This is a genomic window from Pseudomonas sp. FP1742, from assembly GCF_030687145.1.
GTDB classification, from domain to species: domain Bacteria; phylum Pseudomonadota; class Gammaproteobacteria; order Pseudomonadales; family Pseudomonadaceae; genus Aquipseudomonas; species Aquipseudomonas frederiksbergensis_D.
In genome coordinates this window covers 1,885,411-1,898,999 of the sequence record NZ_CP117460.1, presented here as the reverse complement: position 1 = coordinate 1,898,999, position 13,589 = coordinate 1,885,411, and the positions used below count along the sequence as shown (strand labels likewise).

Genomic DNA, 13,589 nt, shown 5'->3' with positions numbered 1-13,589 from the left:
AGTGACCACCAAAGCCTATCGATTGAACTCAATGCGCACCAGTTCACGAAAACCGCCACAACTTGAAGGAAACTTCCGAAGACCTTGCCCAGAAATTTCGCTCAGAAAAGGCAAACGTGGCGGGGGCTTCGCTGGAGCCTGGATTGATTTCTCCACCGTGGGTTAACCGCTTTCGACCTATAGCTGCCGGTGGCGACAGGCAGAAATCCACAGCCAATAGTGGTCAGTCGACTGATCAGGTGGAGACGGCTAAAAGCGGATTAGCCTGCTAACCGTCCATAGCAGCCTTGAAAACTGGAATAATTCGGATCACGACCTCAAGAATCCCCGCACGTTGGCGAACCAGCGTCTGCAAGTATTCAGTCGCGGATTGTGGGCAATTATTTAGTAAGTGGAGTTCTGCTGTCAGCGCAGTGGCGAAGGGATTTGGAGGAAAATTGTTCAAAGCGAGGTAATGCGGATAACCAAACGAATGTGGCATCATAAGGCCATCAATCATACACCGAGACTGAAGATGGAACTGATAAGTCAAGAAAAGATAATGCAAGTCCTTGACTGGGCCTACGAGAGATCTGTGAATGGATTCTCCGGTCTTGATTCCGCCGAGGAGCTCGCAGCCAGCTACGCCAAGGAAGAAAGCCCTGCCTACGATCAAGCTAATTCCCTGATTCGCTGGCAGAACACCAAATCGGCCACCTCAGGCTTCATTACCGGCCTGGGTGGATTAATCACACTGCCCGTCGCGTTGCCCGCCAACATCACAAGTGTGCTTTTCGTACAAATTCGCATGATCGCCGCCATCGCCCACCTAGGTGGCTACGACGTCAAGGATGACAAGGTAAAGACCCTCGTTTTCGCCTGCCTCACAGCCAACTCCGCCAAGGAAGTGCTGAAAGACATCGGCATTGCCGTCGGCAACAAGCTGGCGATGAACGCCGTGAAGTCGATTTCCGGTAAGACTCTGATAGAGATAAACAAAAAGGTAGGCTTCAAGCTGTTCACCAAATTTGGTGAAAAAGGCGTGATCAATCTCGGCAAAGCCGTGCCCCTGCTGGGAGGCTTGATTGGCGGAAGTTTCGATGCCTACACGACCAACACCATCGGTAACGTAGCGCGCGATACATTTACACCAAAAGAAGTGACGACTGCATAACGGCCCGTCTTAGTGATAGCTGGATTTCCCTGTGGCCAGGGAAATACACAGGGAAATGGGGACGGATATATTCTTTCACTGTAATAAATAGATCCGACCACATTACTCGAAGACGTGGTCGATTCATTCGTCCGCTGCAACTACGGGCTCTAGACGCTTCTTTCTACCTTCATCCAGATCCACAGCACTTGTTAAGGACCGTTTGTGACTTCCGAAAATTATTACCCCTTCGCTCTTTTCTTCGCAGCAGTGGGGATCATCATAGCGATCAAAGCTTTCAAAGCTAACCGTAAGTCCGCGGCCAATTCGGGCCGATCTGCAGACCAAGTAGAAAAGGCGCACACGACAAAATATGAGATTTCGCTAGAGGCCGATTTCCGGCTTTGCGATGCGACGTCTGAGGGATACCGAAGTGAGGTTGACGTGAGGAACGGCGGCGAGATTCCCGTTACCATCGCTGTTGACTATAAGGGACACATTGATCTTTTCCCAGACTGCACCAATAGAGCCGGTATCTGGAGTTCCCTTGAGCGTGCGACAATCAAGCCGGGCGAAACGGCGACGTTGGAAATTGAATTATTGACTGCAGGAGCGGCAGGCCGTGCCAAGTTTGATATTCAGTGTGTGGCTACGAATTCTGGCCATCGTGAAGGCAAAAAATTAACTTTGGCCACGGTGGACGAGATTCTGCGCAAGCATCACTGAGTCAATAGAAGAAGCTCAAAGGTGTTCCAGGAAATTCGAGGTAATTCAGTTTGTAATCTATGCGCCTGGTGGTTCCCCACCTCCCCATTCGCTCCCAGTTGCGGCCTTGAACGCTTGAATCAAAAAGGGGACTGATTTATTTCCTTCAAAATAAATCAGTCCCCTTTTCCACAGTCGAACGGGGGCAAGCCCCCTCGCCACAAAAACCACTCGGCTCTAGTCCGAAGACCGAGCCCGCAACCGCCGCCCAATCACATCCAGCACATCACAGCCATCGCGCAGCGGAATGGCACAGAGCAAGGCAAAATCACTGAGGATCATCGAATCGCACTCGACTGAACCGCGCATGGACAGGTTCTCAAGCACTTGGGTGACGGCGCGGATTCGATAGCTGGCGGCTTCGGTCAGAATATCCAGCGGCGCGTGGGTGTCGACAAACAGGGTGGGCATGTCGGTGCAGTTGCTGGTCAACGCCATGAAGCGGTTTTTGGGGTGGGGAATTGGTTTTTCGTAGGGTGGATCAGGATGAAGTGTTGGCATTTTTAGAACTCCAGGAAAAATAGGAGCTGCCATTTGCCTTCCTACAGGCATGGGTGGCAGCTATACGCGGGGTAGGAATATCGAGCCCCAGAGACACTCGACCACGCCGAAGCGTGCCCGCGCACAGCCGCCGCAGCTGATTTTACGGACGCAAGTCAGCAGCCGCAAATCAGAAGTCGACACTTATGTCGTCTTTGGGAGGTTGAAGGGTTCCTACGCCCTGCCACTGAATATGCAGTGACTCCCAAAGCCTACCGATCGAACTCACTGCGCACCAGTTCACGAAAACCGCCACAACTTGAAGGAAACTTCCGAAGACCTTGCCCAGAAATTTCGCTCAGAAAAGGCAAATGTGGGGAAAGCTTCGCTGAAGCCTGGCTTGATTTCTCCACCGTGGGTTAGCCGCTTTAGACCTGGGGCGATGGTCTAGGGATGGAGCTACTGAGAACATTCGGAATGTTCTCGCTGGGGTGTCCAGATGTGACATCTGAAAACGAATATGGAAGCCTTGTAACCCGTTTCCGTTCTTGGTAACAGTGATACCGCCGTACTCACCACAAGGGTGGGCAACACGACCACAGCCCAAGGCGGTCAATCATGCGAATCCTCACGTACAAAAGAACTCACATAGGCGACCCCGACAGAAGTGGTCGATTTGGCATTCACGACTGTATGGGGAACGTGCGGAACTGGGACTTTGATGCGGTAATTGGTATTGGAGGAATCAGTAACGAACCGCAGAGCCACGGAATTGCAGGGCGCGTTACGTGGGTAGGTCGACATCCGAAAAAACAGCTAAATCCGTCTGGCTCAGGACTGCTCGTTACCTTCGAGTCGTTTATCCTTCTGGATAGTAAAGGCCCACTGGTTTCGGACATTGCCCCCAACCTTGCTCGGAGGATGTACGAAGGCCGAGTGCGTACGCTCCTTGACGGCTATTCAATTGACGAACAGGCCGATGCCGAGCATGTCCTCAAAGAACTCCTTGGATCTCCCATGCCGCTCCAAGGGTTAAAGGCAACCGACGATAGCGATTTAATTGAAGGAAAAATTACCTGTTCCAATATCCGCTGTGGATCACGGCGGCGATTAGCAGCTAAAAATTCATGCAGGGGAGCCCCGATGCCGAAGGAATAAGTTGGTGATTAGCGGTTGTCTTGAATCAGTTCAGTATGTGCCAACTCGTTTGCAGCGAGAAATAATCGCCGCAACACGGTTGACGTATGACTTTTGGCTGCAGTAGGTGTGCCGGAACTTACAGTCTGAATGCAAAGCATAAGGTGGGGAAGGCATACATGTTTTTAAGCACAATCACACTCTTCATCGGCGCCCCCATAGAGGAAGAATCTGAACGAGTAGTGCTTCGAACTCTCCTGGCAATACTGGAGGAGCGTGCCGTTTCTGCAACGGTGTTTGCAAACCTGCACATAGGTGGTCGCCAACTCGACTTCGTTATAGGTACTGATCAGCTCACATTAGTCATTGAGGCGAAGGGGGTCTCATACCCACTGCGCGGAAGTTACAACGGTGACTGGACCGCATTGACGCGGACTGGTCGGTGGAAGCAATATCGAAACGCCTATCTTCAGGCTCTCCAAGCTAAGAACGAATTACGTGATGCCATGCGAGCACACGATGCCTCGCTGTCTGGGTACCCCAATGCTTGCGTGTTGTTCACCCCCTCGCTGCCCACCGGCTCTGATCTTCCTGCAAGCAATCACAAAGTAAGCCTCAATGATCTTGGCGAATTCTCAGCGCTGATCAATCAGAGCTCCAGCCTCCGGTGGAGTCCTGACCGCTGGCATCATTTTGCTGAAGCACATGGCCTTCGGCGAATAACTGATGTAGAGCACGCGTTCGACACGCGTTTGCTCGACGCGGAACAATCCCTGCATCGTTATACGAGTGCGTTTGCGGCCACCTATGGGCCGATGGCCGCGCGATACGTGTCGGACATCTATGATCAGGACGGACAGGCCTACGAGCTAGGTGACATTGAGGTCGCGCTCTTGCGTGAGCGGGCGAACCTACTAATTCGCGGTCCTTCAGGTTGTGGAAAGACGTTGCTGTCCCTCTGCCTTGCCAACCGCGTTGTTGCTAGAGGTATTCTCCCTGTCTTAGTTGACTGCAAGTCCTTCGACGGCCAGTTGGCTACATCGCTAGACCGCGAAGCCGCACTACTCGACCTACAATCCGCTGCTGCCCTGATTGCAGCTGCTCGGCGTATGTCCCGGCCGATCGCAGTGTTTGTCGATGGCTACAACGAGTGTCAGGAGGCTAGTAGGGTTCAACTCACAAGGGCTCTTCGCGCTGCATCGGTCAGATACAACACGCTGATTGTGATCACATCACAGATCGATATTGAGCGCCCCGATCTACTGCAGCTTCGACATGTCAGCGTCGGGCGACCTGGGAATGAGCTGAAGGCGAAAATTGCGAGTATCAACCTATCCTCAGATGCCTCCCTAATTCCCCTCCTTGAGGCTGCCACCACTGGTATCGAGGCGGACCTCATTGGCCAGATTGGACGCGAGATTCCGCAATCTTCGAGCAGGTTCGCACTCTTCGATTATTTCGTGCGACGTAAGCTAGGTGATTCGGCCACTGATGGCATACGCCTACTTTGCGCAATAGCGGAGCGACTGGTGGGTCGCATGACATTCAGCTTGTCGATCAGAGAGGTGGATCGGCTCCTAGCTGAACTCGGCCTACCGGCCTCGACTCTGCGGCAAGCTCATGGCTCAGGCGTCCTAAACCTGCGGGGTGATCGTGTGAGCCTGTGCCACGAGATGTACCTCAACGTTTTTGCGACCGAGGCTCTAGTTCGCCAGGCAGGCTTTGATGATGGCGCGATCCTAGCCGCCCTTGCAGTACCGAAATACGGTGCCCTACGTACATTTATCATCGGTGCTATTGAAGACGAGTCGCTGCTAGCGACGATCCTCAGCAGGGTATCTGACAGTAAGTTATTGGAAGCATGTTTCATTGGTGAATGTGGCAGTGCGGCGCGTCTTCTCATCACAGATGCGATAGCTGCTCTCCCGGCGCGACTCACTGAGGAGGCAACGCGGCTGAGGTTTGAGGTCACTGCGGATGGTTGGTGGAATGTAGCAGTCGACCCTAGCAGCCTCACAGCTTGGTCAGATCGCGACTTTGCGCTTCTTACAGTGCTTACGGCCGGGATGGCAGAAGGACGCTGGATAAAGGAGGTACTCGGCGCGGTGAAGAGCATGGATGCCACTCTCGCCGCAGAATTCCGGAGGCTGCATTCGGAAGCAGCGGAGAAGCAGGTCAATATTCGCAGTGGCCTGTTCGCGGCCACGTACCTGTTCGGCTCAGAGCGTGTGGGCCTCACCCACATAGCCTCGGACCTCCATAGCGGCTTTCTCGCTTTACACAGAGCTGGCACTTCAACTTTGGCCGCATCACTGGAACTTGCATGGTGCGAGGTCGAGTCACCCGGGGAACTTTACTTCACCTTGGCGCTATCACGTCTGGCATATGAGATTCGGAGTAGCTTCGCACAGTATGTGTTGCCGTATCTCCAGCAAGAGCGTTGGAAATTTCTTCCCTATCATGTCCGCCTCGACCTTCTCGATTACGCGCACGCCCTTCGTGAAGTCCCGGACCATATCCGACAAGGGTACGTCGATGTACTCCAAGTTCTCCTGCCTGATTTGCATCCATGGTTAGCCCAGACAGCCATTGAGGCACTCAGCGGGTTAGGCGCTTTGCAAGAGGAGGAAAATCAGCACGTAGAGAGTGCTCGCCTACAAGTATGCGAAATCCTGTCTTCGGAGTCCGCAGAGGCTTCCGGCGCAGCGTGGGGCTTCTACAATGCTCAATTTGACCATCCCTTCTGCAGCGCCTACATAGAGGTACTTGAGGAGTTGCCAGCCCAAGAACGACTTTCATTACTGCGTCTCGCATGCGAAGGAGCTGAAGGTGACGCTTTCTTTCTTAGCTCCCTTATTGATGAGCTTGCACGGCTGGGGGATCGCCTTGCTATTCCCTACATCATGCGCTGGACTCAGCTGCCAGCGCAGCAGTCGAAGCTACCTCAACAAGCTATTGAAACGTTCGTCGCTGCATTCGTGGCGCTTGGCGCCCTTGGGAATGATCTACCCGCCGAAACCCTTCGATTCGGAAGGCAACCTCATGAGGATGTGCTTCTCGCATGTGGCGTTCTTTACCATTGGCTTCAACGGCGGGACGCTAGCTCTGTGCTGGAGGAGAATCAGGCGGCATTAGCAGTTAAAGTACTTCAGTCAAACCCTGCCGTAGCAATAGGGGTTCTTTACACAATTTCCAGGTCTATCTCCGGTTTCGGGGGGCGCTCGGTAGAATTGGTGCGTGCATTCCCCGATCAAGCACTAGGGATATGTCGTGCGGCGCTCCAGAGTCCTAGTATCCAGCCCGGCTACTTCGATGGAGCATTCTTTACGGATCACGCCGAGATACTGAACTTTGCCATCAATGTCATAGGTAGGTATGGCTCTGTAGGTGACCTAGCACGACTCCGGTTGTTAATTGACGATCCGCAATCCGCTCTTACTGCCTTGAGCGCGATAAAATCGATCGAAGAGCGCAGAGACTAAGGGGCTTATCGACGCAGGCATTCAGTCTGACAACCCTTAATGCCCTACTTGTTGCGCCCGCGGGATACCTTAGCCCCCTAGAAATGTTCAGCGTCCGTGTCTGACAGACTGCTGCCCTTCCTGGAAGGCAGTTATCGGCCGATTCTGTTGAAAACAGTCGACCATTGTTTACACATCAGAAAGGTACGCGTCCGAGATTGAAATCTTTACTTTTGGCAGAGGCTTCCGGACTCGGATTTCACATAGCAGCGTGCAAAAAGGAGTTTTCACCAGCCAATGAGCAGGCAGTCTGGGCGGACCGACCTTTTCAACGGCATCGGTCAAAATCAGACGCTCGCCTCTCCCTTTAAGCCCCTACATACACGGTGCGTGGAGATTACTTGTACCACTCGGCCTTGATTGTCGCGAAGTCCATGGCTCTCCACTCTTCCTTCCAGAGCTGCCAGTAGGGGATGTCGTTTGAGGATGGTGCGTCAGCACACGGTTCGATCTGGACAATTGACGGAAGTATGATGGATTCACCTACTAGTAAAGCTTCCCCCTGCCGGAACGATGTCATTTTGTCGATCAGCGAGCCAAGCGAGTCCGGAAGTAGCTTCTTCACGTACCCTTGGTCTGCAGGATTAGTAAGGCGCATCGCAATGAAGTTGCTGCACTGAGAAAAGATCGTTTCTGATATTTCGGATGGACGCTGACTCGCTAGCAACAAGGTGACACCATACTTCCGCCCCTCCTTCGCAATACGCTCAATGGAGACTTTTGATGAACGATACTTGGAAAGGTCGCTGTTAGGCACATACTTGTGCGCCTCCTCGTACACAAGCAGAATTGGTACGTCGTTGTTGACCTTTTCGTTGGGATCCTTGGCGCAACGGATTCGTTTGTAAATGTATCCATGTTCGAAAATTAGGCGCGAAATAAGTGAGACTGTTATGCTCAGAACCTCGAACGGAACTCCGCTAAGATCAATAACGGTAACGTTCGACTCGCTTTGCGAAGTGTACCCAAGCAGCTTTTTTAGTGTCTCTTCGAACGTGATAGTTTTTGATTTTTCACCTAGAAAAAAATCGAGCCTACTGTCGTTCACCTTATTCTCTAGTCTATTCACGAAGTTGGTCAACTTCCCGTAGAGGCTACCCTGAGTATATTTAGGCTGCCCGCCCTTTTCCTTGTTGCTAGACGCGTAGACTTCTCCAGTATCGACCATCTCTTCGTTTTTTGCGACTGCATACGCAAGCACCTCTTTAATGTCGAAAACAATAGGCGTGTCGAGGTGGATCTTTTGTTTTTCGGCTTCGGAGCCACTGAATTTTGCGCGTCGATCCCTAACGATCGCTTCCTTGAAGATGTTCCTCTGGTTATGATCGTTAGCTTCGGTGTCGAGAAAGAACTCTTCCAGCTCTTCACTATTCAGCATCCAATATGGCAAGACGAGATTCGAGATATCGATATGGTTTGCGGAGGGGAATGCCGACTTATACTCAGAGTGGATGTCGAAAATTATTACGTGCGAGTTATTAAGTGAAAAGTCGCCGTCTTTCCTTTTACAGCTCTCTGAATAATTGTAGCCAGGGTATGCGATTTGCCGGAGCCGGTGGAACCGACCACAGCTATATGCTTATTGAAGAATTTATTTCCGTTCACGGGCACAGGCACGTTCTCGTTCGAAGCTAGAGTCGAAAATAGAAATCTTGTTTCTTTCGGAACCGAGTCCTCGTAAATCTTCTTAATGTCGGCGATGGTCGCCGGCTGCACTTCCTTCGGAGGAATTGCGAGCGAATCGCCGCCGCGTTCGAATTTGCCGTCCCTCAAGATACCAAGGGGAAAAGCTTCGATTATATAATCTCGCTTCCCATGCGTGCTGACGGAGATCTGGAAGTTCTCGATAATTGCTATAAGGATTGCGTTCTCGTTGTCCGCAATCTTGACATAAGAACCGACTTTTAAGGATTCTTCCGCCACCTTAAAATCTTCGAGGTCATCTACAACAATACGCACCTTGTCGGGGAAGACCGCGATCACTTGGGCGTTGATTTGCTCTTCTTCCTTTGCGTATTCCATGTCCACGTTCCTGTGTTAGATGATGGATTTGACATCCGATAGCCGTTCTACCTGTATCTTGACGTGCTTGACCGCTGGCTTGTCGTAATCGAAATAGCAGCTGCCCAAGTGAAACTGATAGATACACCGTGTTTTCGTTATGGCTTCCACGGTTTGTTCGACGTTGGGAAGTGAGTTTAGAACCTTAATTTTTATCCCATTACCATGCGTCGCCTTCTGCATGATTGAGTGACAACTGAAATCCGAGCCCTGGAAATCGTGACCGTCTATGAGTTTGAATCCTTCCGTGCAGAGCTCTCGCTTTAGTAAAACGAGGTCGTCATCTGTGACTCCATGGACATAGATGTATGGGCAGAAGGGAGTAGGCTCCCGCGCGGACAACTTGGCCCACTTCTTGGAAATCTCGAAGAATAAATCCTTGAGGTCACCTCGATCGTACGAGCCTATGTCAATCTCTACCAAGAAGAAGCGTTCAAACGGGGATACGTTGAGCTCCGTGAAGTACTCTTTGCGAAGCGCGGCTAAGTGGGCCCTCTTACCCCTCTTTTCGACGAACCATTCGTTGAATAGGACAGTGGAGGTGTTGATTCTTGTCAAAAACTTCTTTCTCGTAATTGACCGGTCCGCCGGCGCAGCTCTGATTGAGAGCTCGCGGATAACTGCTAGCGCATTGTTGTAGTAAAAGTATTCAGCAGAGAAAAGTGTTCCTCCAAAGATAGCGTGGAGAGCTCCTATCACTTCGCGGAATTGTTCGTCAAATTCTTTCGCCCACACGTCGATACTGAGACGCTTTAGAAATTCCTCAAGGTCGGCATCGGAGAGACCTAATTCTACGTGATGATAGTAGGTAACTTTTTTCTTCGTATAGGTCAGGAAATTCCTCTTAAGGAAATCGACGTCTATTCCATCATCTAATTTTTCCTGCCCGGAGAGGTAATGCCCCTTAATGGAATACAAAACTTTTGGTTTCGTTCCCGCTAAACTTTCACTGAAATGGGAGACCATGTGCTTCACCGCGTCTTTGATGACTGAGTGGTTATATTCGGTCTTCGCGTAATATTTGCACTGCGTAGCCGTGACATCGGTCGCCGTTCGGATATCGATGTCCTCGATACATTCGATCTCTATGCAATCGTCCGGCGCCGCCAGCTGTAAGACGCTGAGAATGGACAGATCGAACTGGTAAAAATACCCTCGAATAGTATCAACAGCGCTTCTGTCGGTCATGGCATGTCCAGTTATTATCTGTTTCCTTCGCCGTCAGATTCGCCTAGGAAAGCATGGACGATTCAGCTGTTATTCAGCACCTTAAAAATAAGGCTCCGAGTCAGAATCTGAATACTCATTTTTACCTTTGGAAAACCCAAACAACTTTGAACTCTGATCAACAAAGTAATCATGCACAAAGGATATAACTACGAGTCTATCCTCATAAATTATATGCAATTGATTGCTGTAATGTTCAGATCTTGGAAAGATCCGCCAGTGAACAGGCTCCTCTAGAAACTCCTCCTCCGATCCATCACTACGCATTACAAGTATTCTGTCGCAAAATTCAAGCACAGTTCCGAAAGAGGCCGTGCCAGACGCGATGACCACAGGTGATGGATTTTTAAAGCTCAACGAACCAATAGCATTGAATTTTTTATTATATTTTTTCTTAGATTTTTTTTCATTTGCCCGATAGTGCTGAATTTCTATGTGCCCGCCTGTCAGTTTATAGAGTTTTTCGCGGGCGCCCCACGTAAAGCTGTCCTTATCAGTTGGGCTCTGAAATATTTCACTTTGGTCAATTACTCTGTCGACTATTCTGATAACTTTCTTTGAATTTGGTTCTTTCTCTTCTCTAAACGAAGCCATAAAAGCTGAATTTGCACTCCATCCAAGCACGCTCTGAAAAGCCCAGTCGCACGCATTGCACGGTCTTTCCGCTATTTTTCGCGCTTTGCTCAGTGTTTCTCCGGAGCCTTTCAATAAAGAAAAGTCGAATAGTCCATCGCCGCCTGAAGCGGTAGCAATAGCCGTATAACTATCAGAAGCTTTTACTTGGAGCACTGTCGCATCATGGTGACGTTTGGGCTTGAAAGTTGAAGTAAATCGACCACTGGGACGCCCTTGGCGGGGCGCGGAGTATAGGCCTTCATTCCCACCTGCAAAGATATTGTTATAATAAATTTCAGTGTCGGTTGGTAAAAAATTGAAAGGCGTACTTTCTGTTGTCCAGATTTTCTCCCAAGACTCCCTACTTTCGTGAAGCTCAAGACTTGACAGTTTGGAAAGTTGCGCTTTAACAGGTGCCTCTAAATCCGGGTCGCGCAATATTTTTACAACTTTCGGATTATAAAAAAGATCGCTATCAGAAAAAGCGACACGCACGGCAGTCTGGATATCATCATTTTTAAAGGCGATTTGGTCTACAAAGCTTGACCAGTCAATACGATGTAAACCGCCATCGTTGTCGAACAGCAATAGCTCTCCCGAGTAAATTTGCGAATCCCAGTAACTTCCCGCAATAGTGAGCTTTACAGAGCGCATTGTTTCCCCCTATGAATTTTGGCCATTTTGGGCTTGCTAATCAGGCCTAATTCAAACCAAGAAGTAAGAATCGTTTCACTTGGCTTGTCATAAGGGGAGAGCCAATGGGCAACAGGATAACCGTGCCAGTTACCAATCGCATCGCCTACAAATTTAGCGATATGTAGTTGGCAAGATGACGGCGGAGGAGCTACGCCTAAAGGGCTAAGACCGGCCGCCCCTATGTGCAATCCCCAAAAGCTGTCTCTGAATACCCATTCGGCCTGAACCGCGAGATCGAAGCACGCGACTTCCTCAGGCTGCGAGATAGACCATTGCGACTTTACTGCCGCATAGCCGCCATTACGGTGCTGGGGATTTGGAGTGTATGGCACAGCTCGCTCCCTGAGTTGTGGCGGTAGATGCATCAAACCAGCATTAAGTAACAAAAAGGTAGACGGGAAACCGGTTCCCACGCAAGTCGACTTGATAAAAAAAATGAAGACAGCAGACGTTATTAATGACCTCGCTCCATCCGGTATCCGCATTTTTTCTCAAGCAAGCCTGGTGCGAATGTCCGCTATTGGCCGATTCTGTTGAAAAAGTCGACCTTAGTTTCCACGGCAGAAAAGTGCGCGTTTGAGATTGAAATCCTTGCTTTTGTGGCAGAGGCTATCGGACTCAGATTTCACGTAGCAGCGTGCAAAAATGACGTTTTCACCGGCCAATATTCGCACAGTTTGATCAGACCGACTTTTTCAACAGAATCGGCCGAAAGCAGCTCGCCATAGAATTTATAATTGACCATCGTTAGCCCCCCACAACTCTTGCTCATCGAAGGACATCGAATTACGGCTCAGCATCGCCACTCGCCAACCCTTTCAACTTGATCTCAGCCAACGGATGCCCAGCCTTCAAGGCAATACGCCAAAACCGCGCCGCTTCCACCGGATCCGGCGCCTTGCTCGGCGTCCCCGCGAGGCAGATCACGCCCACCTGATACGCCGCCTTGCCATCCCCCGCCAACGCGGCCAGGCGCAGTAATCGCACACCCTCCTCGCGAGCCCCAAGACCGACGCCGCGAAAGGTCAGGATGTGGCCGTAGAAGCTCTGGGCACTGACGTCCCCCAGGTTCGCCATGCGCGCGAACTGGCCCTCGAGCCAGCGCCAGCCTCGCGGCTGGCGCACAAACCACGACCAGTGGAACAACCGGCGGGCCAGCCAGTAACCGGCCCGCGCCTTGAGTCGTAGGAACACTCAGGCTTCCGCCGACTCGGGGTACTCGTATTCGAACACCCGCACCACTTCCGAGGCATGCCAGGATGCGGCAGCCACGCCGTCGGACGGTCCGGAGAAGCGCCCGAGGCGCTCGACACATTCGAAGAAGCCGGTGCGCGGCAAACGACTGGCGCCCTGGCTGATCACCAGCGAGCTGCGCAGCGGCTGCTCGGCCCTGGCGTCCAGCGCGGCCAGGTGCTCAAGGGCGGCGGTCAGGGTTTGCATGGCGGGCGTGGGTAGCTGCAATCGCTCCAGCAATGCCCGATAAGTCAGAAGATGGCGCTGACGGCGCGCCTGATCCAGTTCCCCCAGCAATCCGTCCCAATGTTGACGACTGATGCGTACGCTCACGATTCATCCCTCCATCCTGGCACCGTCAACTCCCAGGCGAGGCTGCGGCGAATAGCAGCGTCGGGTTGACGCTCACCGCTTTCGATCAAGGCGAGATATGACGGACTGATGCCTACCGTGCGGGCAAGCGCCTCAATGGCGATGCCCTTCCCTTCGCGCAAACTGCGTAGTTGATCCAGACCCGGAAGAATCTGGTCTGATGTGGCCGCGGGACGCACTGTGGCTTCGCGCGGTGGTTGTTCGTTGATGCCTGCTGCTTTCAGTAGAGCCTGGTACTGAGCCCATGGCAGAACCGCATATTCTGGTTCGCCTTCGCGTGTAATTATCTGAATATCCATGACTACCCCGTAGGACAACGACACTTAGCGAGTCGGCACTTTTCCTTAGAA

General features: G+C 51.5%; 12 protein-coding genes. 4 read left to right on the top strand and 8 right to left on the bottom strand.

What is annotated here, in order from left to right:
* Nucleotides 1–514 precede the first annotated feature (514 nt).
* Both PSH64_RS08560 and PSH64_RS08555 read left to right on the top strand, forming a co-directional pair.
* Nucleotides 515–1,153, top strand: a complete 639-nt coding sequence (locus PSH64_RS08560) for an EcsC family protein (RefSeq protein ID WP_305480446.1) — start codon at nucleotides 515–517, stop codon at nucleotides 1,151–1,153.
* A gap of 204 nt (nucleotides 1,154–1,357) precedes the next feature.
* Nucleotides 1,358–1,858 carry a hypothetical protein gene (locus tag PSH64_RS08555; RefSeq protein WP_305480445.1) on the top strand — a complete coding sequence of 167 codons (501 nt, stop codon included), beginning with the start codon at nucleotides 1,358–1,360 and terminating at the stop codon, nucleotides 1,856–1,858.
* 216 nt (nucleotides 1,859–2,074) lie between these two features.
* On the opposite strand, the gene PSH64_RS08550 is transcribed toward PSH64_RS08555, so the two are convergent.
* Nucleotides 2,075–2,398 (bottom strand): hypothetical protein, encoded by a 324-nt coding sequence (locus tag PSH64_RS08550; RefSeq protein ID WP_026286336.1) that lies wholly within the window; start codon nucleotides 2,396–2,398, stop codon nucleotides 2,075–2,077.
* Between the two features lie 597 nt (nucleotides 2,399–2,995).
* Here PSH64_RS08550 and PSH64_RS08545 point away from each other — a divergent pair.
* Entirely contained in the window at nucleotides 2,996–3,535 is a 540-nt protein-coding gene (locus tag PSH64_RS08545; protein ID WP_305480444.1) for a hypothetical protein, read from the top strand.
* 158 nt (nucleotides 3,536–3,693) lie between these two features.
* On the top strand, nucleotides 3,694–6,996 hold the full coding sequence (locus tag PSH64_RS08540) for an NERD domain-containing protein (RefSeq protein ID WP_305480443.1): 3,303 nt from the start codon (nucleotides 3,694–3,696) through the stop codon (nucleotides 6,994–6,996).
* Between the two features lie 376 nt (nucleotides 6,997–7,372).
* Here the strand turns inward: PSH64_RS08540 and PSH64_RS08535 are convergent, their stop codons facing one another.
* The 7 genes from PSH64_RS08535 to PSH64_RS08505 form a co-directional block, all read right to left on the bottom strand.
* Nucleotides 7,373–8,488, bottom strand: coding sequence for an ATP-binding protein (locus PSH64_RS08535; protein WP_305481124.1), 1,116 nt, complete (start codon nucleotides 8,486–8,488; stop codon nucleotides 7,373–7,375).
* Nucleotides 8,489–8,499: 11 nt separating this feature from the next.
* Nucleotides 8,500–9,057: a helicase HerA domain-containing protein gene (locus tag PSH64_RS08530; RefSeq protein ID WP_305480442.1), complete on the bottom strand. Its 558-nt coding sequence runs from the start codon at nucleotides 9,055–9,057 to the stop codon at nucleotides 8,500–8,502.
* 15 nt (nucleotides 9,058–9,072) lie between these two features.
* Entirely contained in the window at nucleotides 9,073–10,284 is a 1,212-nt protein-coding gene (locus PSH64_RS08525) for a DUF4297 family anti-phage-associated protein (protein ID WP_305480441.1), read from the bottom strand.
* Between the two features lie 81 nt (nucleotides 10,285–10,365).
* Nucleotides 10,366–11,592, bottom strand: coding sequence for a hypothetical protein (locus tag PSH64_RS08520; RefSeq protein WP_305480440.1), 1,227 nt, complete (start codon nucleotides 11,590–11,592; stop codon nucleotides 10,366–10,368).
* 828 nt (nucleotides 11,593–12,420) lie between these two features.
* A complete protein-coding gene (locus PSH64_RS08515) occupies nucleotides 12,421–12,828 on the bottom strand; it encodes a sel1 repeat family protein (protein WP_305480439.1) in 408 nt (135 codons plus the stop codon).
* A complete protein-coding gene (locus tag PSH64_RS08510) occupies nucleotides 12,829–13,200 on the bottom strand; it encodes a hypothetical protein (RefSeq protein ID WP_007898892.1) in 372 nt (123 codons plus the stop codon). It lies immediately after the preceding gene.
* The gene (locus PSH64_RS08505) at nucleotides 13,197–13,538 is read right to left on the bottom strand and encodes a helix-turn-helix domain-containing protein (RefSeq protein WP_105339953.1); all 342 of its coding nucleotides are present in this window, start codon (nucleotides 13,536–13,538) and stop codon (nucleotides 13,197–13,199) included. Before PSH64_RS08505 ends, PSH64_RS08510 begins: the two co-directional genes overlap by 4 nt.
* Nucleotides 13,539–13,589: the final 51 nt, after the last annotated feature.

What these genes read in the sequence shown, in the direction of transcription:
- PSH64_RS08520 (WP_305480440.1), bottom strand. Translation starts at nt 11,592, where the DNA reads ATGCGCTCTGTAAAGCTCACTATTGCGGGAAGTTACTGGGATTCGCAA.
- PSH64_RS08530 (WP_305480442.1), bottom strand. Translation starts at nt 9,057, where the DNA reads ATGGAATACGCAAAGGAAGAAGAGCAAATCAACGCCCAAGTGATCGCG.
- PSH64_RS08525 (WP_305480441.1), bottom strand. Translation starts at nt 10,284, where the DNA reads ATGACCGACAGAAGCGCTGTTGATACTATTCGAGGGTATTTTTACCAG.
- PSH64_RS08560 (WP_305480446.1), top strand. Translation starts at nt 515, where the DNA reads ATGGAACTGATAAGTCAAGAAAAGATAATGCAAGTCCTTGACTGGGCC.
- PSH64_RS08550 (WP_026286336.1), bottom strand. Translation starts at nt 2,398, where the DNA reads ATGCCAACACTTCATCCTGATCCACCCTACGAAAAACCAATTCCCCAC.
- PSH64_RS08505 (WP_105339953.1), bottom strand. Translation starts at nt 13,538, where the DNA reads ATGGATATTCAGATAATTACACGCGAAGGCGAACCAGAATATGCGGTT.
- PSH64_RS08545 (WP_305480444.1), top strand. Translation starts at nt 2,996, where the DNA reads ATGCGAATCCTCACGTACAAAAGAACTCACATAGGCGACCCCGACAGA.
- PSH64_RS08540 (WP_305480443.1), top strand. Translation starts at nt 3,694, where the DNA reads ATGTTTTTAAGCACAATCACACTCTTCATCGGCGCCCCCATAGAGGAA.